This is a genomic window from Rhodoferax sp., from assembly GCF_028714215.1.
Lineage (GTDB): Bacteria > Pseudomonadota > Gammaproteobacteria > Burkholderiales > Burkholderiaceae_C > Rhodoferax.
The window spans coordinates 18,411-39,419 of sequence record NZ_JAQTMS010000047.1; the positions used below are offsets into that span (position 1 = coordinate 18,411).

Below are 21,009 nucleotides of genomic sequence, written 5' to 3' on the forward strand. Positions count from 1 at the left end.
ACCCGGATACCTACCATGATCAATCTTCATCAACGCAGCGCCGGTGTCTTGCTGCACATCACTTCCTTGCCCGGTCCGCACGGCGTTGGCGACTTCGGGCCGGCTGCCTATCGCTTTGTCGATTGGCTGGTGTCGGCCGGCCAGCGCATCTGGCAACTGTTGCCGACGACGCCCATCGGCCCCGGCGATTCGCCTTACCAGAGCGTCTCGGCCTTTGCCGGCAGCCCCTTGATGGTGGCGCTGGAGCCGCTGGTGGCGGCCGGCTGGTTGGCGCCACCGCAGTTGCCCGCGGGCGGCTTCGAAGCCGGTAGGGTCGACTTTGGCCGGGTCGTGCCCTGGCGCCTGACGCAACTGCGCTGTGCCGCCGCCGGTTTCCAGCTCAAGGCCTCTGCCGACCAGCGCGCCGACTTTGCCGCCTGGTGCACGGAGCAGGTTTACTGGCTGGACGACTACGTGCTCTTCATGGCGCTGGAGACGGCGCATGGCGGCCAGCCCTGGTGGCAGTGGCAGCCCGACTTGCGCCGGCGCGAGCCGGCGGCACTGCAACAGGCGCGCCGGCAGCAGGCCGACGAAATCTACTTTTGGCAGTTTGTGCAATGGTGTTTTGACCGCCAGTGGAGCGCCGTCAAGGCTTACGCCAATGCGCGCGATGTCGCCATCATGGGCGACCTGCCGATCTTCATCGCCCACCACAGCGCCGACTGCTGGGCGCGGCCCGATCTGTACCAGCTCGACGCCAATTTCCAGCCGACCGTGGTGGCGGGCGTGCCGCCCGATGACCTGGGTCCGCTTGGTCAGCGCTGGGGCAATCCCCTGTACCGCTGGGAGCGCATGGCCGAGGAAGATTTCGCCTGGTGGACGCAGCGCGTGCGGCGTGCCCTGGCGCAGGCCGATGTGTTTCGCATCGACCATTTCCGCGGCTTTGCCGGTTACTGGGAAATCCCGGCCAGTTGCCCCACAGCGGTGCAAGGGCGCTGGGTACCGGCACCGGGCAAGGCGCTGTTTGCGGCGATCGAGCGCGCCTTGGGCAAAGTGCCCATCATTGCCGAGGATCTGGGCCTGATCACCCCCGACGTGATCGAGTTGCGCGACGGCTGCGGCTTCCCCGGCATGAAGATCCTGCAGTTCGGCTTTGGCGCCGATGGCGCGCATGAGTTTTTGCCGCACAACTACGACAAGGCCTGCGTCGTCTATACCGGCACGCACGACAACGACACGGTGCGCGGCTGGTGGGACCATGCGCCGCAGCGCGGGCGAGTTTTCGCCGGCAGCTACCTGGCCGCCGGTGCGCATGACATCCACTGGGCCATGATCCGTGCCGCTTGCAACTCGGTGGCCCGGATGGCGGTGTTTCCGCTGCAGGATGTGCTGGGCCTGGATGGCAGCCACCGGATGAACCTGCCCGGCACCCTGGGCGGCAGCAACTGGGTCTGGCGCTTCGACTGGGACATGCTGGGCAGCGAGCCGGGCCGGGTGCTGGGCCTGATCACCGCCGCCAGCGGCAGAGGCCCGATCGAACTGCTGCACCTGCCCAAGGGCTAGCTGGCGCGCGAGGCATGACGCAGTTCCGGCAGCGACCGCATTTACTGGCCCTGGCCTGGCCCCTGCTGGCCGAGATGGTGCTGGGTTTTGGCGTCGGCCTGCTGGGCTTGTGGCTGGCCTCGCGCGAGTCGGACGCCAGCTCGGCCGCGTTTGCGCTGGCTAACCAGTTGCAGGGCACGTTCTTCCTGCTGTTTCGCGTCATCGGCATGGGCGTCAGCGTGGTCATCACGCAAAATCTGGGCGCCGGCAACCGCGCCGGCGCGCAGGCCAGCGCGCGGGCCGCGCTGGGGGCCAGCAGTTGGCTCGGTCTGGCGACCGGTCTGGTGGTTTTTTGGGGTGCCGATTCTCTGCTGGCCCTGCTCAACGCGCCGCCCGCCGTGCTGCGGTTGGGGCAGCCTTACCTGCAAGTGCTGGCCTTGGCGCTGGCACTGGACGCCTTCAATGCCAGCATGGCGTCGGTGATGCGGGCTCACCTGCGCACGCGCGAGGTCATGTTCAATATCCTGGCCATGCACGGCCTGCATCTGCTGCTGTGCCTGCCGCTGATGCGCGGCTTCGGCGCGCTGGAGCCGCTGGGCCTGGTCGGCTTCGCGCTGGCCATGGTGCTGAGTCGCATCTTCGGTTTGCTGGTTCATCTGGCCTTGTGGCGCTGGCGTCTGCACATCATTCCCCAGGCCCGCGACTGGTGGACCCTGCATTGGCAGTTGTTGCGGCCGATGTTGCATATCGGCTTGCCGGGCGCCGCCGAGAACGTGGCCTATCGCCTGGCGATGCTGGTGTCGGTAACGGTGGTGGCCGGTTTGGGTTCGCAGGCGCTGGCGACGCAGACCTATGCTTTTCAGTTGATGAACGTGGTGGTGCTGTTCAGTGTTTCGCTGGGCTTCGCGGGCGAGATTCTGGTCGGGCATCTGATCGGCGCCGGCCATTTGCGCCAGGCGCACCGGCTGCTGCGCAAGACGCTGTTGTGGGGCCTGGCCCTGTCACTCTGCATGGCGCTGCTGGTGGCGGCCAGCGCGCCCTGGGCCTTGACGCTGTTCACCCAGGACGCGCAGATCATTGCCGGCGCCACCACGCTGTTGTGGATTACCGTGTTGCTGGAGCCGGGGCGCACCTGCAATGTGGTCATCATCAACGCGCTGCGTGCCACCGGCGACGCCCGCTTTCCGGTCGCCGCCGGCGCCGCCTCCATGCTGCTGGTGATGGCCGGCGGCTCCTGGCTGCTGGGTGTCCATTTCAAGTTGGGCCTGGTGGGCGTCTGGATCGCCTACGCCGCCGACGAGTGGCTGCGCGGCCTGGCGATGGCGGCACGCTGGTTCGGTCACGGCTGGCTGGCGTCGGCCGTGGCAACGCGCCGGCGCGTGCTGTTCGATCAAAATCAAAATGAGGGTCATGGGCAATGAAGCATGGATGGATGAAACCGGGACTGGCCCTGGCCGCATTGACGCTGGCCGCGTCGGCCTCGGCCAGTGGCAAAAGTCAGGCGCTGGAAGATTGCGACAGGGCTGAATTCCAGACCCAGCTGCAGGCCTCGCCCATGGGCAGCCGCATGGAAGCCCGCGCCTACTGGCTGACCCGCCAGCTGGCCCAATGGCCCGGGCGGGATGCGTCGGGCAACTTCAAACTCTATTACTCGGCGACGGGCCAACTGCTGACCGTCGAAGGTGCCGCGGTCCGGGGCGCCGACGGCGCGCTGTCGCTGGATGTGTTCAAGGGCAATGTGTCGGCAGCCATCGCCCAGCGCTTCAAGTTTGTCGCCGACGGCGTGCGGCTGTCGGTCAGGCCGGCGGACCTGGCAAGACTGCCGGCGCTGCACAAGCAGCAACTGGTGCTGGTGCAGGAGGACGCGCAGGGGCAGGTGCGCCACGCCACCGCCTTGCAATTGGCCGGTGGGCTGGACGATTTGTATGCGCCTGCCGAGGGCGTCAAGGATCTGGGCGTCGCCGTGAACCCCAAACAAACCCATTTCAAACTCTGGGCGCCGACCGCGCAGCAAGTCTCGGTTTGCCTCTACGCCAGCGGAACTGGCCCGGCCAGCGGGCGCCAGGCTATGCGCTGGGACACTGCCACCGGTGTCTGGTCGGCGCGTCAAGGGACCGACCTGTCGGGCCAGTACTACAAGTACCTGGTCGATGTTTTCGTGCCCGGCGTCGGCATGGTGCGCAACCGGGTCACCGATCCCTATGCGGTCAGCCTGACGACCGATTCGAAACGCAGCTACATCGCCGACTTGAACGCTGCCAGCCTCAAGCCGGCCGGCTGGGACGGCACACCGACGCCACGCAAGGTGCAAGCGCAAACCGACATGGTGGTGTACGAGTTGCATGTGCGCGACTTTTCCATCAACGACAGCTCTGTCAGCGCAGCGCACCGCGGCAAGTACCTGGCTTTCACCGAGGGCCGGTCCAATGGCATGAAGCATCTGAAGGCCTTGTCGGATGCCGGACTGACCGACGTGCACCTGCTGCCGGTATTCGACCTGGCCACCATTCCCGAGGCCTCTTGCGTCACGCCTGTTGTGCCCGCCGTGCAGGCGCCCGACAGCGAGGCGCAGCAGGCGGCGGTGATGGCCAGTGCGGCGAAAGACTGCTTCAACTGGGGCTACGACCCGTATCACTTCAACGCGCCCGAGGGCAGCTATGCCAGCGACGCGGCGAACGGCGCCGTCCGCATTCTGGAGTTTCGCCAGATGGTGCAGGCGCTGCACCAGGCCCATCTGCGGGTCGGCATGGACGTGGTCTACAACCACACGGCCGCTTCCGGGCAACATGAAAAATCGGTGCTGGACCGCATCGTGCCCGGCTACTACCAGCGGCTAGACGCCGCCGGCGTGGTGGAGCGTTCCACCTGCTGCGACAACACCGCCACCGAGAACATGATGATGGGCAAACTCATGATCGACTCGACCGTGCTGTGGGCCACGCACTACAAGATTGACTCCTTTCGTTTCGACCTGATGGCGCACCAGCCGCGCAGCGTGATGCAGACGTTGCAGACGCGTGTCAACCACGCGACGGGTCGCAGCGTCAACCTGATCGGCGAAGGCTGGAATTTTGGCGAAGTGGCCGACGGCGCCCGCTTCGTCCAGGCGTCGCAGTTGTCCCTCAACGGCTCCGGCATTGGGACCTTCAGCGACCGGGGTCGTGACGCGGTGCGCGGTGGCCGTGCCAGCGACAGCGGTGAAGCGCTGGTGAAGAATCAAGGCTACATCAACGGCCTGGTCTATGACCGCAACGCGCTGGCCGGCGCCGGCACGCCCCTGTCGGCGTTGCTGCAAACAGCCGACCTGGTGCGCGTAGGTCTGGCCGGTTCCATCCGCGACTACACGCTGACGACTTATCTGGACGTCGACAAAAGGTTGCAGGACATCGACTACAGCGGGCAGAGCGCCGGCTATGCCAGTCAGCCCGGCGAAGTGGTGAACTATGTTGAAAACCACGACAACCAAACCTTGTTCGACATCAATGCCTACAAGCTGCCTTTGAGCACCAGCCGCGAGGACCGGGCCCGCGTGCAGATGCTGGGCGCCGCCATCAATGCCTTCAGCCAGGGCGTGGCTTATTTCCACGCCGGCATGGACATCTTGCGTTCCAAGTCGATGGACGGCAACAGCTACGACTCGGGCGACTGGTTCAACCGACTGGACTGGAGCTACAGCGACAACTACTTCGGCAGCGGTGCGCCACCCAAGGGTGACAACGGCGGCAACTACGGCCTGATCAAACCGCTGCTGGCGAACCCGGACATCCAACCGACCGCCAGCGAAATTGCCCTGGCGCGCGACATGTTCCGCGACCTGCTCAAGCTGCGCGCCAGCTCCACTTTGTTCCGTTTGCGTTCAAGCGAAGACATCATGGTCAGGCTGAAGTTCCTTAACACCGGCGCAGGGCAAAACCCGACACTGCTGGTGGGCCACCTGGACGGTACCGGCTACCCCGGCGCCGGCTTCAGGGAATTGCTCTACTTTGTGAACGTCGACAAGACCGCCCAGCAACTGCTGTTGCCGTCAGAGCAGGGCAAGCCCTATGTCTTGCATCCGCTGCACCTGGCCGCCGGCGCGGCCGACCAACGCCCCGTCTTGCAAGCGCGTTTCGAGTCGGCAAGCGGCCGCTTCAGCATCCCGGCTCGCAGCGCGCTGGTCTACGTGGTGGAGTGACGGGAGCGCTCCGTTTCTGCTTCCCCTCCAGGCCCGCCGTGGCCAGCTTGTGCTGAAGTTGCGGCGCCGGCCAGGGGTGTATAGTTGTTACAAACTATTACACCGCCAGCGTCTCTGAGGTGGGAAGGAAAAAGAGACTGAAACAGGGGGTCTGCCTACGAACAACAATTCAATCGCTCAGCTGCGGCGTCGGTTCCTGCTCGGGATGGGGGGGCTGTCGTTGTTACCTGTCTTGCCGGCCTGTGACTGGCTGCTTGACAAACCGATTGCGGTGGCGGCCCACGCCTGGGTCGGCTACGAGTCGATGTTTCTGGCGCGTGACGAGGGCTGGCTCGACCTGCGGCAGGTGCGTCTGCTGGAAACCCGTTCGGCCAGCGCGTCCTTGCAGGCCTTGGCGCAAGGACAGGTGCAGGGTGCCGCCCTGACGCTCGATGAGGTCTTGCGGGCACGCTCCGGCGGCTTGCCCTTGTCGGTGGTGCTGGTTTTTGATGTTTCGGCCGGTGCCGACATGCTGTTGGCGCGTGCCGGCATCAAGAAGCTCAGCGACATCAAAGGTCGCCGTCTGGGCTACGAGCAGGGCACCACCGGAGAATTGATGTTGCTGGAGGTCATGCGCGCCGCCGGACTGAGCCGGCAGGACATTACCCTGGTGCCGCTCGCCATCGACCAGCAGCGCGCCGCCTGGAGCCGCCAGGAGATCGATGCCGTGATCAGCTACGAGCCGGTCGCCAGCCAGTTGCTGGCACAGGATGCCACCCGCTTGTTCGACAGCCGGAAAACTCCCAATACCATTGTCGATGTGCTGGCGTTGCGCCGCGATGCGCTTGAGCCCTGCTGTCAGGCCGCGGTGCGGCACTTGATCGAGGGCCATTTTCGGGCGCTCGAACATCTGGCCGGCAACCCGCGGGACGCCGCCTACCGCATGACGCGCCACCTGGGCTTGCCGCTGCATCAGGTACTGTCTGCCTTCAAGGGCCTGGTGCAGCCCGGCGTTGCCAATAACCACCGCCTGCTGGCCGGTGCAACACCCGAACTGCTCGCCAGCGCACGCCAGATCTCCGGCGTCATGGTCAGGAACCACTTGCTCAAGCAGGAGGACTCCCTGAATTTGCTGCTATGTCCTGATTTCTTGCCCACCGATTTCTCCGCCAATCGACTATGAGGTCGGTTCCCGTACGCGTGTTCCTTCGGCTCCTGCTGTTGGCCTGGCTGGCCGGCTGGGCACTGTCGCTGCCGGCCCGGGGGGCTGAGCCGGTGCGCATCGGTGTGCTCGGGTTTCGCACCGAAGCACAAAGCCGGGCGCATTGGCAGGCGTTGGCGCTGGCCCTCAAACAGGCCATTCCGGAGCGCGAATTTGCGCTGGAGGTGCTCCCTTACCACGAGTTGGAGAGCGCGGTCATGGCGCGTCAGCTTGATTTTGTGTTGACCAACCCCAGTCATTACCTGCGGTTGTCACGGCTGGGCGGTTTGTCCTCGCCCTTGGCGACGCTGGCGGTGACTGAAAAGGACAGGTACAGCACGGTGTTTGGCGGCGTGGTATTCAGTCGGGCGGAACAGGCCTCCATCAATTCGCTGAGCCAGATGCAGGGCAAAACGGTGGCCGCCGCCGGTACCGAGTCCCTGGGCGGTTATCAGATGCAGGCCTATGAGCTCAAGAAGGCCGGAATCAATGTGTCGCAAGACCTCAAGCTGATGATCACCGGCATGCCGCAGGAGAAAGTGGTGGAGGCGGTGCTGGCGGGTCGTGCGGAGGTCGGTTTTGTGCGCACTGGTGTGCTGGAGGACCTGGTGCGCAAGGGCCGGCTCGACCTGAACCGGATCAAGGTTCTGAATCGGCAGGATGTGCCTGAATTCCCATCCCTTGTTTCCACGCGCCTCTACCCGGAATGGCCTTTTGCCGCACTGGCGCACTTGGATGAAGTGCTGGCCCGGCGTGTCGCCGCGGCACTGTTTTTGCTCGATCAAAACACCCCTGCCACGCAGGCTATCGGCATCCATGGCTTTGTCGTGCCGGCCGATTACACCCTGGTGGCGGATTTGCTCAGGGAGTTGCGTTTGCCGCCGTTCCAGGCGGCACCCGTTTTTACCCTGCGTGACATCTGGGAGCGTTACCGCTGGTCCACGGTCGGCACTGTCCTGGCCTTCGGTCTGATCCTGCTGCTCAGTTCCCGCTTGTACCTGACCCGGCGCAAACTAAGACGCGAGCATCGTCTTGTGACGCGGCAAAGACAGGCGCTGGAGAGCAGCGAATTCCGCTGGAAATTCGCCATCGAAGGTTCCGGTGACGGGCTGTGGGACTGGAACCTGGCGGATGGAACGATTTTTTTCAGTTTGCAGTGGAAACAGATGCTGGGCTATGCCGAGCATGAGGTGGGCCAAGGTTATGACGAGTGGGAGCGGCGCATCCATCCGGAAGACAAGAGCGGGGCGCTGGCCGTGCTGCAAGCCTTTCTGGACGGCAAAACTCCGCTCTACGTCAGCGAACACCGTATCCGCTGCAAGGACGGCGCTTACAAGTGGGTGCGTGACCGCGGCAGCATCGTCAGTCGCGACGCCGCCGGCAGGCCGCTGCGCCTGATCGGCACGCACGCCGACATCACGCAGCACAAGCAGGCGGAGGAAAAACTCCAGCTCGCGGCCAATGTCTTCGCCCACGCGCATGAGGGCATCATGATCACCGATGCGCAAGGCATCATCGTCGATGTCAATGATGCTTTCAGCCAGGTCACCGGCTATGCCCGTGACGAGGTGATTGGCCGCAATCCGCGCTTGCTGGCGTCGGGGCGCCAGAACAAGGAGTTCTACAGCGCCATGTGGCGCGACCTGCGGCAGCAGGGGCACTGGCGTGGCGAGGTCTGGAACCGGCGCAAGAACGGCGAGGTTTACGCCCAGCTGCAAGACATCAGTGCGGTGCGCGATGGCCAGGGCAAGGTCTGGCATTACGTCTCGCTGTTCTTCGACATCACGCCGCTCAAGGAACAGCAACAACAGCTTGAGCAACTGGCTCATTTCGACTTGCTCACCGGTCTGCCGAACCGCTTGTTGCTGGCCGACCGCCTGCAGCAGGGCATGGCGCAGGTGCTGCGCCGCGGGCAGTTGCTGGCGGTGGTATTTCTGGACCTGGATGATTTCAAGCCGGTCAACGACCTGCATGGGCACGACGCCGGCGACCAGCTTCTGATCGCGGTCGCCAGTCGCATGAAGCAGGCCCTGCGTGAAGGCGACACACTGGCCCGTATTGGCGGCGATGAGTTTGTCGCGGTGCTGCTCGATTTAGGCGACGCGCAAGCCAGTGCGCCGCTGCTGGAGCGCCTGCTTGATGCCGCCACGCTGCCGCTGCAATACGGCGATGTGGTGCTTCAGGTCTCGGCTACGCTGGGTGTCACCTTCTACCCCCAGGAGCAGGACGTGGCCGTGGAAGAACTGCTGCGGCAGGCCGACCTGACCATGTACCAGGCCAAGCGCAACGGCAAGAACTGCTACCGTTTTTTTGCCGAGGAATAGGGTGATGGGATGCCGACTTCGAACCGGTCACGGGTTCTGGCCGGCGCCCTGCGGCGCCAGCTCCTTGACTTCGAGCCGTGCGAAGTCCACGAAGGCCCGCGTCGCGGCCGGCAGTTGCTTGCCGACCGGGTAGCAAAAATACCAATGGTTTTCCAACGGAAAACCCAGGACGTCAAGACAAATCAGGCGCGAGGGCCCCGCTTCCATGCCGAGCGTGAAACGTGACATGATCGCCAGCCCCAGGCCCGCCAGAATGGCTTCCTTGATCGCCTCATCGTCGCTCAGTTCGAGACGGATTTTGGGTGCAAATCCGTGCTGCTCGAACAGTTGGGTGGCGATTTGTCGTGTGCCAGACCCCTGTTCGCGCAGCAGGAAAGGTTCGGCGGCAAGGCGCTCGAAGCTGATCCGCCGGGTGCCGGCCAGCGCATGATCGTCGCGCGCGAAAACCACCAGCGGATTGGGTAGCAAGGCCTGGGTCACAACGTCTTCCCGGTGGAACGGCGAGGCGAACAGGTACAGATCATCCTGGTTGTTCGCGAGTCGCTCGATCAGCGTGTTGCGATTGTGGATCTCCAGTGACACTTGCACTCCCGGATAGTGCGCCATGAAGGCGCCAAGCAGGCGCGGCGCGAAGTACTTGCCGGTCGAGCAAACGGCCAGCCGCAAATATCCGCTCTCGACGGTCCGCAGACTGTTCAGTGTTTCCTCGATCTCCGACAGGGCGCGAAATACGTGACGGCAGCCGGTGTAAAGACGCTGTCCGGCGTCGGTCAGGTAGACGCGTCGGCCAACCTGCTCAAACAGGGGCAGGCCGACCGTTTCCGTCAGTTTCTTGATCTGGATTGAAGCGGTCGGCTGGGCCATGTGCAACTCCAGCGCCGCCAGGCTGAAGTTGCCGAGGCGCGCGCTGGCCTCGAAGACGCGCAGTTGCGGGAGTGTTCCGTGCCTGAGATAGCGGTGGATATTTGCTTGCAGCATGGCGAGTTCCTTGGTTCGATGGCCATACCGCCGTGCCCTAAACGCACAGCGGCCTTCACCTCAAGATGAAGACCGCTGTCGGGGCAGACTTCACCTATGGGCAAAGGTCTCGCCTACACCTTGCTAAGGATGCTGACGTGACCGGGGCTAAAAGCCCGTCTTGACGATCACGCCACGGCAGCCATTGACTGCTCAAGCTACTCCCCTTTGGAGGGGGTGTTCCGGTTTGCGCCGGAACACGCAATTTGTTTATAGCAGAACCTATCTTGCGCGGCAATCACTATTCCGATGACAAAGCATTGCGAATCGCAATGCAAGCCATTGCATGGCAATTTTTTGCTATTCATTTCTTTATCCGAGGTATCACAAAGTTCAAATTGTTTTTGACCGTCAATGCTTCCATACTGGGGTCAACGAACGGCGACTGGGGCGGCCAATGCCGGTTCGTGCAGCTCGCCAATCCAGGCGAAAAAAGTGCCGGGGACGGAGCTGAGGATTGGTCCCGCAAAGGAGTCATTTCATGCAAGACAAAGAAGCCCACGGCAAGCCGGTCGACGAACTTGTTGACAGCTTGCGGACCCACCTGGAACAGGGTCTGACCGGACAGGAGGCACAGACGCGTCTGGCGAAGTTTGGCCTGAACGAATTGAGCGGGCGGCCACGACCTGGATTTTTGACCCTTCTGTGGGATCAGTTCAACAACTACCTGGTCATCATTCTTGTGCTCGCCGCGCTCATCTCGCTGGCCTTGGGTGAGTATCTGGATTCGGTCGCCATCATGTTCATTGTGGTGCTGAACGCAGTGGTCGGCGTGATTCAGGAATCGAAGGCGGAACAGGCGCTGGCGGCGTTGAAAAAGATGTCGGCGCCCAAGGCGCAAGTCATACGCGATGGCCGGCAGATAACCATCCCGGGGCGTGAACTGGTCGGTGGCGACATTGTCCTGCTGGAAGCTGGCAACTATGTTCCGGCCGATTTGCGGCTGGTGGAAAGCGTCAATCTGAAAATCGAGGAGGCTTCGCTGACCGGCGAATCGGTGCCGGTGGAGAAGAATGCCGGGGTTGTGCTGGACAAGGAAATTCCCTTGGGAGATCGCAAGAACAGCGCCTTCATGGGCACCTTGATCAGCTATGGCCGTGGGCGCGGACTGGTGACCGGCACCGGCATGAACACGCAGATCGGCCTGATCGCCGAGATGATCGAGTCGTTCGAGGACGAGGACACGCCGTTGCAGAGCAAGCTGGAGCATCTGGGCAAGGTTCTGGGCACCTCCTGCCTGGCGGTCTGCGCCCTGGTGTTTGTCTACGGCCTGTTTCGGGATACGCATCTGGCGGAGGCCCTGAACAGCGGTTTCCTGAATTACCTGGAGCTGGAGAAGAAGGACATCATCAATCTGTTCATGACGGCGGTCAGCCTGGCCATCGCCGCCGTGCCGGAAGGTCTGCCGGCCATCGTCACCATCTGTCTGGCCCTGGGGATGCAGCGCATGATCAAGCACCATGCATTGATCCGCAAACTTCCGGCCGTCGAAACGCTGGGTTGTGCCACGGTGGTCTGCTCCGACAAGACCGGGACCCTGACGCAGAACGAAATGACCGTGGTCCAAGCCTGGACCGGCGGCAAGCGCTTGAGCATCACGGGAGAAGGCTACAGCCCCAGCGGCGAGTTCTTCATCGGCGCCAACCCGTTTGTGCCGCGGACCGATCCGGACGCGACCCTTCTGCTACAGGGCGCGCTGGTCTGCAACGACGCCAAACTGGAGGAAAAGCGCGACACATCCGGCGCTCCCTCGTGGCAGATCATCGGCGACCCGACCGAGGCCGCCATGGTGGTTTGCGCCGCCAAGAGCGGCTACCGGCGCAACGAAATGGAACAGGCGTTGCCACGGATCCAGGAAATCCCTTTTGATTCCGACAGAAAGCGCATGACAACGCTGCACCGGGTCGATCGCATGCATGCCCAGGCCGCCGCGCCGGGCTTCAGCTATCCGCCGGTGATCGCTTTCGTCAAGGGCGCGCCGGACGTGATTCTGGATTTGTGCGGCCAAAGGCTGGAGGCTGGCCAGACCAGCGAACTGACGCAGGACATGCGCCGACGGATACTCGAACAAAACAGCGACATGGCCAGCCAGGCCTTGCGCGTGCTGGCCGTGGCCTATCGCCCACTGCCGGAACTGCCGGCCAGCGTGACGCCGGAAACGGTCGAGCAGGACCTGGTCTTCGTCGGGCTGCTGGGCATGATAGACCCACCGCGGCCGGAGGTGGTGGAAGCCTTGAAACTGGCGCGCGGCGCCGGTCTCAAGTGCGTCATGGTGACCGGCGACTACAAGGACACGGCCGAGGCCATCGCCCGCGATATCGGCTTGCTGACCCCGGGTGGGCTGGTGTTGACCGGGCCGGAAATTGAAAAGCTCAGCGATCAGGAACTGGGGGCCAGGGTCGATCAGCTCGACGTCTGCTGCCGGGTTTCGCCGCAGCACAAGACGCGCATCGTTGACGCCCTGAAGGCGCGTGGCCACGTCGTGGCGATGACCGGTGATGGGGTCAACGACGCACCGGCACTGAAGCGGGCCAATATCGGCATCGCCATGGGCATCACCGGCACCGATGTCGCCAAACAGACCGCCGACATGGTTCTCACCGATGACAATTTCGCCAGCATCGTGGCGGCCATCGAGCAGGGGCGGATCATCTACTCCAACATCCGCAAGTTCGTCTACTTTCTGCTGGCCTGCAACGTGGGAGAAATTCTCATCATCTTCGGTGCCATGTTGGTGGGCTTGCCGATTCCCCTGCGGCCGGTGCAACTGCTTTGGTTGAACCTTGTCAGCGACGGTGCGCCGGCCCTGGCCTTGGGGCTGGAGAAGGGCGATCCCGACATCATGAAACATAGTCCCCGTCCTGCCAGCGAGCCGGTCATCAATCGCGACATGGCGATCGGCATTGGCGTGGTCGGACTGGTCGACGCAATTGCCATTCTTGCCGTCTTCTATTTCGCCCTGCAGCGTTACCCCGAACAACTGATGGCGGCCCAGACCATGGCTTTTGTGGCCTTGTGCAGCTCGGAGCTGATACGCGCCTTTACCGCCCGCTCCGAGTACCACAGCGTTTTTTCCATCGGTGTGTTTTCCAATCGCTGGATGGTCTGGGCCGTCGGGGTTTCGTTTCTGCTGGTGCTGCTGGTGGTGTACGTGCCGTTCCTGCGGCCCTTCTTCGACACCGTGCCGCTGACCGTCGCAGACTGGCTGTTGATGCTGCCGTTCTTCTTCGCCTCGCCGCTGGCGATGGAACTGCTCAAGGTTTACTTCCGCCGGCGCAAGACGATAAGCCCGCAAGCGACGTCAACCCAGCGCCGTGCCACCGCGGGCGCCGATCTGGCGCCGCCAGCCGAAAAACTCGGGTCCGCTGCGCAACGCTTCGGTGAACCGGCCAAAATGCAGCGGATACTGATTCCGGTCGACGGTTCCCGCAATAGCCAGTTCGCGGTGCAGCAAGTGATTCGGGAGTTCATGAGCAACAGCGCCATGGAGATTCACTTGCTGAACGTGCAGCCGCACTTCAACCGGGACGTCGCGCGGTTTGCCAGCCGCAAGGACCGGCACAGTTACCACCACGACCAATCCGAGAAGGTGCTTGGCCCGATCCGGCAGATGCTGGACAACTTCAGCATTCCCTACTCGGTGCACCGCGAGGTCGGTGAGCGGGCCAAACTCATCACCGATAGCGCCCGGCGCCTGCACTGCGACCGCATCGTGATGAGCACGGCGCGCAAGAATTCGCTCACGCGGTTGCTCGAAAACTCGCTGACCAACAAGGTCATCGCACTGACCTCGGTGCCAGTTGAAGTGGTGGCCGGCGACGCGGTGTCGAAGTGGGAGCGCTATGGCATCCCGGCCGGCCTTGGGGTGGCGATCGCGCTTTTGCTGGCGGTCACGGATTAAGGCTGGTTCACACTGCTTGCGAGAAGCGTTGTGCGTCAAGGAGGCGGCAGGGGATGCCGCTTTGTGCCGCCCTACGCTGTTTTTTCCAGCGTGCGCAGCAAGGTCTCCAGGGTTTGAACATTCTCGACATTGAGGCAGCGCACCTTGAGGCCCCGGTGGTCCGCCGTAGCCTGGTTGAAGGTGCTCAGCAGATGCTTGGGGCCGATTTCAACAAAGGTGTCGACGCCGTCATCAAGCATGGTGTTGACGCTATCCTCCCAGCGCACCGGCTGGTAGACATGCTGGTCCAGCAACTGGCGGATGTCGTCATTGCGGGAAAGGTAGTTGGCCGTCACGTTGCTGACCACTTTTTTGCCCGGTTGGGCCATCGTCACGCTGCGCATCAGTTCATGCAATTGCTGGCCGGCACCCTTGAGCAAACTGGTATGAAACGGCCCGCTGACGTTGAGGAACGTGGCCGCCGCGGCACCCCGGCGCAGCGCCAGTTCAGCCGCTTTTTCAACCGCCGCGGCATAGCCGGCAACGATGATTTGATTCGGGCAGTTGAAGTTGGAACATTCGATCAGCCCCTGGTCCTTGGCCTGCTCGACAATTCGCTGGACCGTCGGTCGGTCCAGGCCGGTAATCCAGCACATCTTGCCCAAGCCCTGGGGCACCGCGTTTTGCATCAGGATGCCGCGCTGGCGCACCAGCTTGACGCTGTCTTCAAAGCGAAAGACCCCGGCATAGACCAGGGCCGCGTATTCGCCCAGACTGAAGCCGGCTGTCACATCGGCGGCGAAGCCATGGGCCTGCACAACCTGCAACAGCGCCAGCGTCGTCGTGTGAATGGCCGGCTGGGCATTTTCGGTTTTCAGCAGTTCGGCTTCCGGCCCAGCGCGGCAGAGACGGCGGATGTCCATGCCCAGCACCTCATTGGCCTGTTCGAAGACCGCCGCCGCCGCCGGATAACGGTCGGCCAGTTCCATCCCCATGCCCACATAGTGGGTCCCTTGTCCCGGGAAAACAAATGCGAACTTGCTCATGAATCAGCAATAAGGGGGCCTTCGTCAGCCGTCAGTGGTTCCAGTGTTTGCACCTGTTGCGCCAGCACTTCCAGCGTTGCCTCGGAGGCGTCGTGCCCCAGGGCCGCGCGCGCCAGGATGCGTTCGCGCAGTTGCGCTGGCGTGGCCGGCGGCGCCAGAATGCCGAAGGCGGCGCCGGTCTGTGCGGCAAGCTGGCGAAAGTCCGCCCGCTCGGCGCGTTTCAGGAAGGTGGCGTCGACAACCACCGACCAGCCGGCGCGCAGCAGCATTTCGGCCAACTGGCGCAGGCGCTGATAGGTCTCGGCGCTGGCCTTGGCGCTGTAAATGCCGGCGTTGCTGCCCGAGTCGCTATGCGCGGTGCTGGCCAACCCGAACCGGCGTTTGCGCTCCACATCCGAGCGCAGTCGCAGGGTCGACGCCTGTGGGTCGTTTTGCAGCAGTGCCGCGGCGGCAGTGGTCTTGCCGCAGCCCGACAGCCCGTGCGTGATCACCAGCCGCACCGGCGGTGGCGCCACCAAGCGTTCCGCCAGCGCCACATAAGCCACCACTTCGTTGTCGTCGCCCCGGGTCTGCGAGCTGCGAATGGCCGCCACCTTGGCCCGCACCAAGGCCCGGTAAACCGCATAGAAGCGCAGCACCAGCGCCGCTTCGTAATCGCCGCTGCGGCTTAACACCTCGTTCACAAACCAGGTGGACAACCCCGGCTGGCCGTGCGCCAGCAGGTCGACGTAGGTAAAGGCGACCTCGCTGGCGACGTCGATCCAGCGCAGCTCTTCGCTGAATTCGATGCAGTCGAACAGCCGCACTTTTTGGTCGATCAGGACCAGATTGGCCAGGTGCAGGTCGCCGTGGCATTCACGCACCCAGCCGGCGCGTTGGCGAGCTTCGAACACAGGCGTGAGCTGCTTGAATTGGGTCTCGGTCCAGACCCGCAAGGCCGTCAACCGGGCCCGCAAACCCGGGATCGGCAGATCATCGAAGTTCTGTCGCACCGGCGCTGCTATTTGCGGCGCCGACCCGAAGCGCGACGCTGGCGGCGCCACCGCGGCCGTGGCGTGAAAAGCGACCAGCGTATCGGCCAGATCGGACAGATGGCGTGGCTCCAGTTCGCCGCGGGCGCAGACCCGGTCCAGGCGGCCCGTTTCATCGAAGCGGCGCATCTTGACCGCGTACTCGATCGGTGCGTCCTGGCCGGCGAAGCGCGGATCCTGCGGCGTATTGAAAATGCCCACCACCTCCAGGTAGAGGTCGGGCGCAAAGCGGCGGTTCAGGCGCAGCTCATCCTGGCAACTGCGCTGGCGTTGCGCCAGAGTGCTGAAGTCCAGAAAAGGCAGGCGCAGAGGCTTCTTGATCTTGTAGGCGAAATCACCTGCCAGCAGCAGCCACGAAATATGGGTTTGGACCAGTTCGACGCTTTGCGTCGCGTCAGGATAGCGCTGCGACTCCAGCAAGGCCTGGATCAGCGGGGGCAGGTTGGACTCCATAAGCGTCAATGATGCCAGATTCCGCCATGACGGCCGGCACGCGGGAAGCCCGAAAGACCTGCCATCAGGGGAAAATGCGCGGTAATTGTCCTCAGGCTGTCGGTGATCAATATATCCCCCATTTGGGGGATGGACAAAGAAGGCTAGAGGTGCAATGATCACTCCCCTCGGGGAAACTTACTTACTTGATTCCCAATCTATCCACACATCTCCCTGCATGAATTGGCGTGGGGTGTGGCTTAGCCCCGAAACACGTTATTGCGATCAGAGGCACCCATTCAAAATGACCAGGCCACCCTCCAGTTTCAATGATTTTCCGCACCGTCGGGCGGTTTCATGTCCCCGTTGCGTCTCCGCCATGCGCCGAGCGCCGCGTAACGTGCTGATGCGTCTCTTTATCGGGAGCAAGCATTACCAGTGTCTCAAATGCAACAGGAACTATCTGCAATGGCTGTTTGGCCTGCTGATAGGGCTGGGATCTCTCCGATGACCGATCTCCTGGGTCTTTTACCCTTCTCCTCCTTTGCCGCCGCCGGCGTGTCCTTGCTGGCGACGCTGCTGGTGCTGGTGACCTTGCCCTGGCACAGGCACCTGAGCCTGGACAGCACTTTTGGCGTGCAAAGGAATCACTGCCGACCGACCCCCCGTGTGGGTGGCATCGGTGTGGTGGCGGGGGTGCTGGTGGGCTGCCTGCTGGCCCAACCCCATCGTCAAAGCTTGCTCTGGCCGCTGTTGCTGGCGGGTCTTCCGGCCTTTGTCTTTGGCTTGACCGAAGACCTGACCAAGCGCGTCAGCGTGCGAGCCCGGCTGCTGGCCACCCTGGCCTGTGGTGCGCTGGGCTACGCCATGACGGGTTATTCGATTACCGACGTCAACGTGATGGGGTTCGACTGGCTGCTCGGCTTCAGCGTCTTCTCGGTGGCTTTCACGGCGTTTGCCGTCGGCGGCGTGGCCAATGCCATCAACATCATTGACGGCATGAACGGTCTGGCCAGCGGCAGCGTGATCATCATCCTGGTCAGTTTTGCCTGGCTGTGCCATGCGTTGGGGGATCTCGACCTGACCTTAAGTTGTCTGATCCTGGGCGGCGCGGTGGTCGGTTTTATGCTGGTGAACTGGCCCCTGGGCAAGATTTTCCTGGGCGATGGCGGTGCCTACTTTCTGGGCTTCAGCGTGGCCTGGCTGGCCGTGCTGTTGCTGGCCCGCCACCCGGAGGTATCGGCCTGGTCGCCGCTGCTGGTATGCGGCCTGCCAATTCTGGAGGTCTTGTTCAGCATATTGCGGCGTTGGCGTCGACGCCAGAAAATCGGTGCCCCGGACTGCCTGCACTTGCACAGCTTGATCAACCGCCGTCTGACGCGGCGCCTGCTGCCCCATGCCAGTCCGCTGGCGCGCAACTCGGCCACCGGCGCTGTCATGTGTTGCGGCGAAATTTTGCCGGCGTACATTGCGCTGCACTGGGCCGGCGATACGCTGTTCCTGGTACTGGCCTTTTCCCTTTGTGCGCTGCTGTACTCGGCCGTCTACGCCCGGCTGACCCAGTTCCGTTGGTGTATCGGCGCCTTGACTTTGCGCGATCCAGTGGATGTAGGCGCCTGAACAGGTCGGCAGCCGCCTCACGCAGCGAACCGGAGGTTTCTCCGCGGCTTGCCAAAGCCCAGCGCTACCAGTCTTCCTTCACCGCCAGTACCGCATCCTTGGCCGCAGCCGCCTTGCCGGCCAGCCAGGCGGTGACGGTGCCGGCCGCCACGACGGCCAGGCACAGGGCCAGCAGCCGGGGCCAGGGCAAGGCCAGGTCCATGGTCCAGTGAAAACTCTGCGGGTTTACCACATGCACCAGCACCACCGACACGGCCAGACCCAGACCCAGGCCGGCGATGGCGCCCAGCGTGGTCCAGGCGGCGCCCTCGAAAGCCACCACGGCCAGAATCTGTCGGCGCGTCAGGCCCAGGTGCGCCAGCAGGCCAAACTCCTTGCGCCGGGCCAGCACCTGGGCGCTGAAGCTTGCCGCCACGCCAAACAGGCCAATACCGATGGCCACCGCCTGCAGCCAGTAGGTGACGGCAAAACTGCGGTCGAAGATTTTGAGCGAGGTGGCGCGGATCTGCCGCGAGGTGCCGAATTCCAGCAATTGACCCGAGCCGTCGCCCAGCCTGTCGGCCAGCTTGCGCAAGGCTTGTTGCACCTGCTCCGGCGCTATCCCTTGGTCCAGCCAGAACGCCAGGTCATTCGCGCGCCGGTCGCCGCTGAGCTGTTCGAAGGCACGCTGGTCGATGGCAATGGCGCCGGCTTGGTGTGCATAGTCGCGCCACACGCCAGCGACGAAGAATGGGCCTGCCGGCGCTGATCCCGCCGGACCCAGCGCCTTGAACGCCGCCGACAGGGGGCCGAATCGGGTACCGATTCGAGCGCCATGCAAATCGACCATGGCTTCACTCACATAGATGCCGATATTGCCGGCCGGCACCGGCAGGGGCTCCCCGATCAGCGGCAGATTGTGCGCCGGGTCGCTTAGTTGGCGCGCGATCAACGCCACCGGTGGATGCTCCCGGTCCAGCAGCAGCGAGAGCAGGCGCTGCGGCTGGACCCGCTGCACGCCCTTCACCTGCGCCGCCGCCAGCACGAATTCAGGGCTGAAGTAGGCGGTGTCGCCGGCACCCGGGCTGCGCGCGCTGCGCGCATACAGGTCGGCCGGCAGCACCTGGTCCAGCCATTGCATCATGGAGCCACGAAAACTGGCCACCATGACGGTCAGCGCCACCGCCAGGCTGAGTGCCGCCACGACCCCGCTGACCGCCACCGCGGCGCTTTCGCGCACACGCCGGGCCCGCTCCACCGCCAGCAAGGGCAGGGCATGGCGCGCCACCCGCGGCGCCAGCCGGTCCAGCAACAAACCGATCAGCCAGGGCAAGGCCGTGATACCGCCCAGCAGCAGCAGGCCGATCGCCAGATAGGCCGCCAGCGGGATGTCAAACACGGCGGGTGCTGTTGCCAGCGCGGCGCTGGCCGCGATCAACAGGATGCTGATCCAATGGCTGCGCTGCGTTACCAGGTCGGCCCCCAGACCTTTGAGTGCCAGCGCCGGCGCCAGGCGCTGGGCCTGGCGCGCCGGCCACCAGCCGCCAACCAGCGCGGCGACCACGCCCAATACGCCGTACAGCAGCGCTGCCGCGCCATCCCATTGCAGAGCCGGTGCCACGCCGGCAAAGTAGCCGCCGCCCAGATCGCCACCCAGCAGCCGCAGCGCCAGTGCCGCCAGTGCCGTGCCCAGGGCCAGGCCGGCCGTGCTGCCGATCAGCCCGAGCGCCAGCGACTCCCACAACACCAGCGCCAGCCGGTTGCGAGCGCTCAGACCCAGCACCCCCAGCAGGGCAAACTGCTGGGTGCGCTTGGCAACGCTCAAGGACAGTACCGAGAACACCAGAAAGGCGCCGGTGAACAGCGCCACCAGCGCCAGCACGCTGAGGTTGACGCGGTAGGCCCGCGACATATTGCTGACCTGCTTCAGGGTATCCCCCGGCACGGTCAGCGTCAGGTTGGCGGGCCAGTCCGGTGCGCTTTGCAGGGCCCGTACAAAAGCGGCCTGATCGACACCGGGCCGCAGGCGCAGATCGATGCGCGAGAGTTGCCCTTGTTTCCCGAACAACTCCTGTGCCGCGCCAATGTCCAGCACCGCCAGTGGGCTCCCCGCTGCGCCGACAGTGCCCGCCAGCGTCACCGATTTGAGGCTCAGGGCACTTTGCAGTTGCAACTGGTCGCCCGTCAGGCGCTGCAGTGCGCTCGGGTTCAGAAAGACGGTGTCGGGTGCGAACAGCGCGAGCCGATCAGCGCCGGCGGCGGGCAGCGGCAGCAGCGCCGGCGCCACGTTGGCCACGACCAGGGCATCGACGCCGACCAGCCGCAGCAGCACCCGCTCCGCCCGGTCGGTCAGTGCGTAGGTGCTGAGCTCCAGCACCGGCGCGGCCAGCGCCACTTCGGGCCGCTTGGCGACGCGGCTAAAAACCGCCTCGTCAAAAGTGCCCTGCACGGCACGCAGCTCCAGGTCCGGCTGGCCGCCGACCGAGCGCACCGCCTGCGAGAACTCATTGAGCGCCGAGGCATTGATCAAATGCACGGCGAACGCCAGCGCCACTCCCAGCATCACCGCCAGCACGGCGGCTGCGTTGCGCCAGGGGTGATACCGAAGCTCTTGCCAGGAGAAGGTTTGAAGGAGTGCAAGCACACGGCAGTATAGAGAGCTCACGGTAAGATAGCTGGCATGGTGCGTCGTGAAGCGAAGGAACAATTGATCCCCGATGGGGGAGGGTGTACCTTGGCCAGCTGCGCCACTCCAACGGGTGAAAGTCCCGTCTCGCAAAGCGTCGGTGCGGCGAGTAGCAGACC

At 63.9% G+C, this 21,009-nt stretch carries 11 protein-coding genes; 7 read left to right on the plus strand and 4 right to left on the minus strand.

Annotation, left to right across the window (positions count from 1 at the left end; genetic code table 11):
* Positions 1-15 precede the first annotated feature (15 nt).
* The 5 genes from malQ to PHS32_RS18295 all read left to right on the plus strand — a co-directional run bounded on the left by malQ (position 16) and on the right by PHS32_RS18295 (position 9,199).
* Positions 16-1,542, plus strand: a complete 1,527-nt coding sequence (malQ, locus tag PHS32_RS18275) for a 4-alpha-glucanotransferase (protein ID WP_301080532.1) — start codon at positions 16-18, stop codon at positions 1,540-1,542.
* Positions 1,543-1,556: 14 nt separating this feature from the next.
* Positions 1,557-2,942, plus strand: coding sequence for an MATE family efflux transporter (locus PHS32_RS18280; RefSeq protein ID WP_301080533.1), 1,386 nt, complete (start codon positions 1,557-1,559; stop codon positions 2,940-2,942).
* Between the two features lie 11 nt (positions 2,943-2,953).
* On the plus strand, positions 2,954-5,695 hold the full coding sequence (locus PHS32_RS18285) for an alpha-1,6-glucosidase domain-containing protein (RefSeq protein WP_301080534.1): 2,742 nt from the start codon (positions 2,954-2,956) through the stop codon (positions 5,693-5,695).
* A gap of 232 nt (positions 5,696-5,927) precedes the next feature.
* Complete coding sequence (locus tag PHS32_RS18290; RefSeq protein WP_301080535.1) at positions 5,928-6,857, plus strand: ABC transporter substrate-binding protein; 930 nt, start codon at positions 5,928-5,930, stop codon at positions 6,855-6,857.
* Positions 6,858-6,874: 17 nt separating this feature from the next.
* The gene (locus tag PHS32_RS18295) at positions 6,875-9,199 is read left to right on the plus strand and encodes a diguanylate cyclase (protein ID WP_301080536.1); all 2,325 of its coding nucleotides are present in this window, start codon (positions 6,875-6,877) and stop codon (positions 9,197-9,199) included.
* 27 nt (positions 9,200-9,226) lie between these two features.
* On the opposite strand, the gene PHS32_RS18300 is transcribed toward PHS32_RS18295, so the two are convergent.
* The gene (locus tag PHS32_RS18300; protein ID WP_301080537.1) at positions 9,227-10,177 is read right to left on the minus strand and encodes a LysR substrate-binding domain-containing protein; all 951 of its coding nucleotides are present in this window, start codon (positions 10,175-10,177) and stop codon (positions 9,227-9,229) included.
* A 520-nt stretch (positions 10,178-10,697) separates the two neighbouring features.
* Here PHS32_RS18300 and PHS32_RS18305 point away from each other — a divergent pair.
* Positions 10,698-14,117, plus strand: a complete 3,420-nt coding sequence (locus PHS32_RS18305) for an HAD-IC family P-type ATPase (RefSeq protein WP_301080538.1) — start codon at positions 10,698-10,700, stop codon at positions 14,115-14,117.
* Positions 14,118-14,188: 71 nt separating this feature from the next.
* Here the strand turns inward: PHS32_RS18305 and fabD are convergent, their stop codons facing one another.
* Together fabD and PHS32_RS18315 are read right to left on the minus strand one after the other, a co-directional pair.
* Positions 14,189-15,142, minus strand: a complete 954-nt coding sequence (gene fabD / locus PHS32_RS18310) for an ACP S-malonyltransferase (protein ID WP_301080539.1) — start codon at positions 15,140-15,142, stop codon at positions 14,189-14,191.
* Positions 15,139-16,626 (minus strand): bifunctional aminoglycoside phosphotransferase/ATP-binding protein, encoded by a 1,488-nt coding sequence (locus PHS32_RS18315; RefSeq protein WP_301080540.1) that lies wholly within the window; start codon positions 16,624-16,626, stop codon positions 15,139-15,141. Before PHS32_RS18315 ends, fabD begins: the two co-directional genes overlap by 4 nt.
* A gap of 486 nt (positions 16,627-17,112) precedes the next feature.
* On the opposite strand from PHS32_RS18315, the gene PHS32_RS18320 reads away from it, so the two are divergent.
* A complete protein-coding gene (locus tag PHS32_RS18320; protein WP_301080541.1) occupies positions 17,113-18,225 on the plus strand; it encodes a glycosyltransferase in 1,113 nt (370 codons plus the stop codon).
* Positions 18,226-18,289: 64 nt separating this feature from the next.
* On the opposite strand, the gene PHS32_RS18325 is transcribed toward PHS32_RS18320, so the two are convergent.
* Entirely contained in the window at positions 18,290-20,848 is a 2,559-nt protein-coding gene (locus PHS32_RS18325) for an ABC transporter permease (RefSeq protein WP_301080542.1), read from the minus strand.
* Positions 20,849-21,009: the final 161 nt, after the last annotated feature.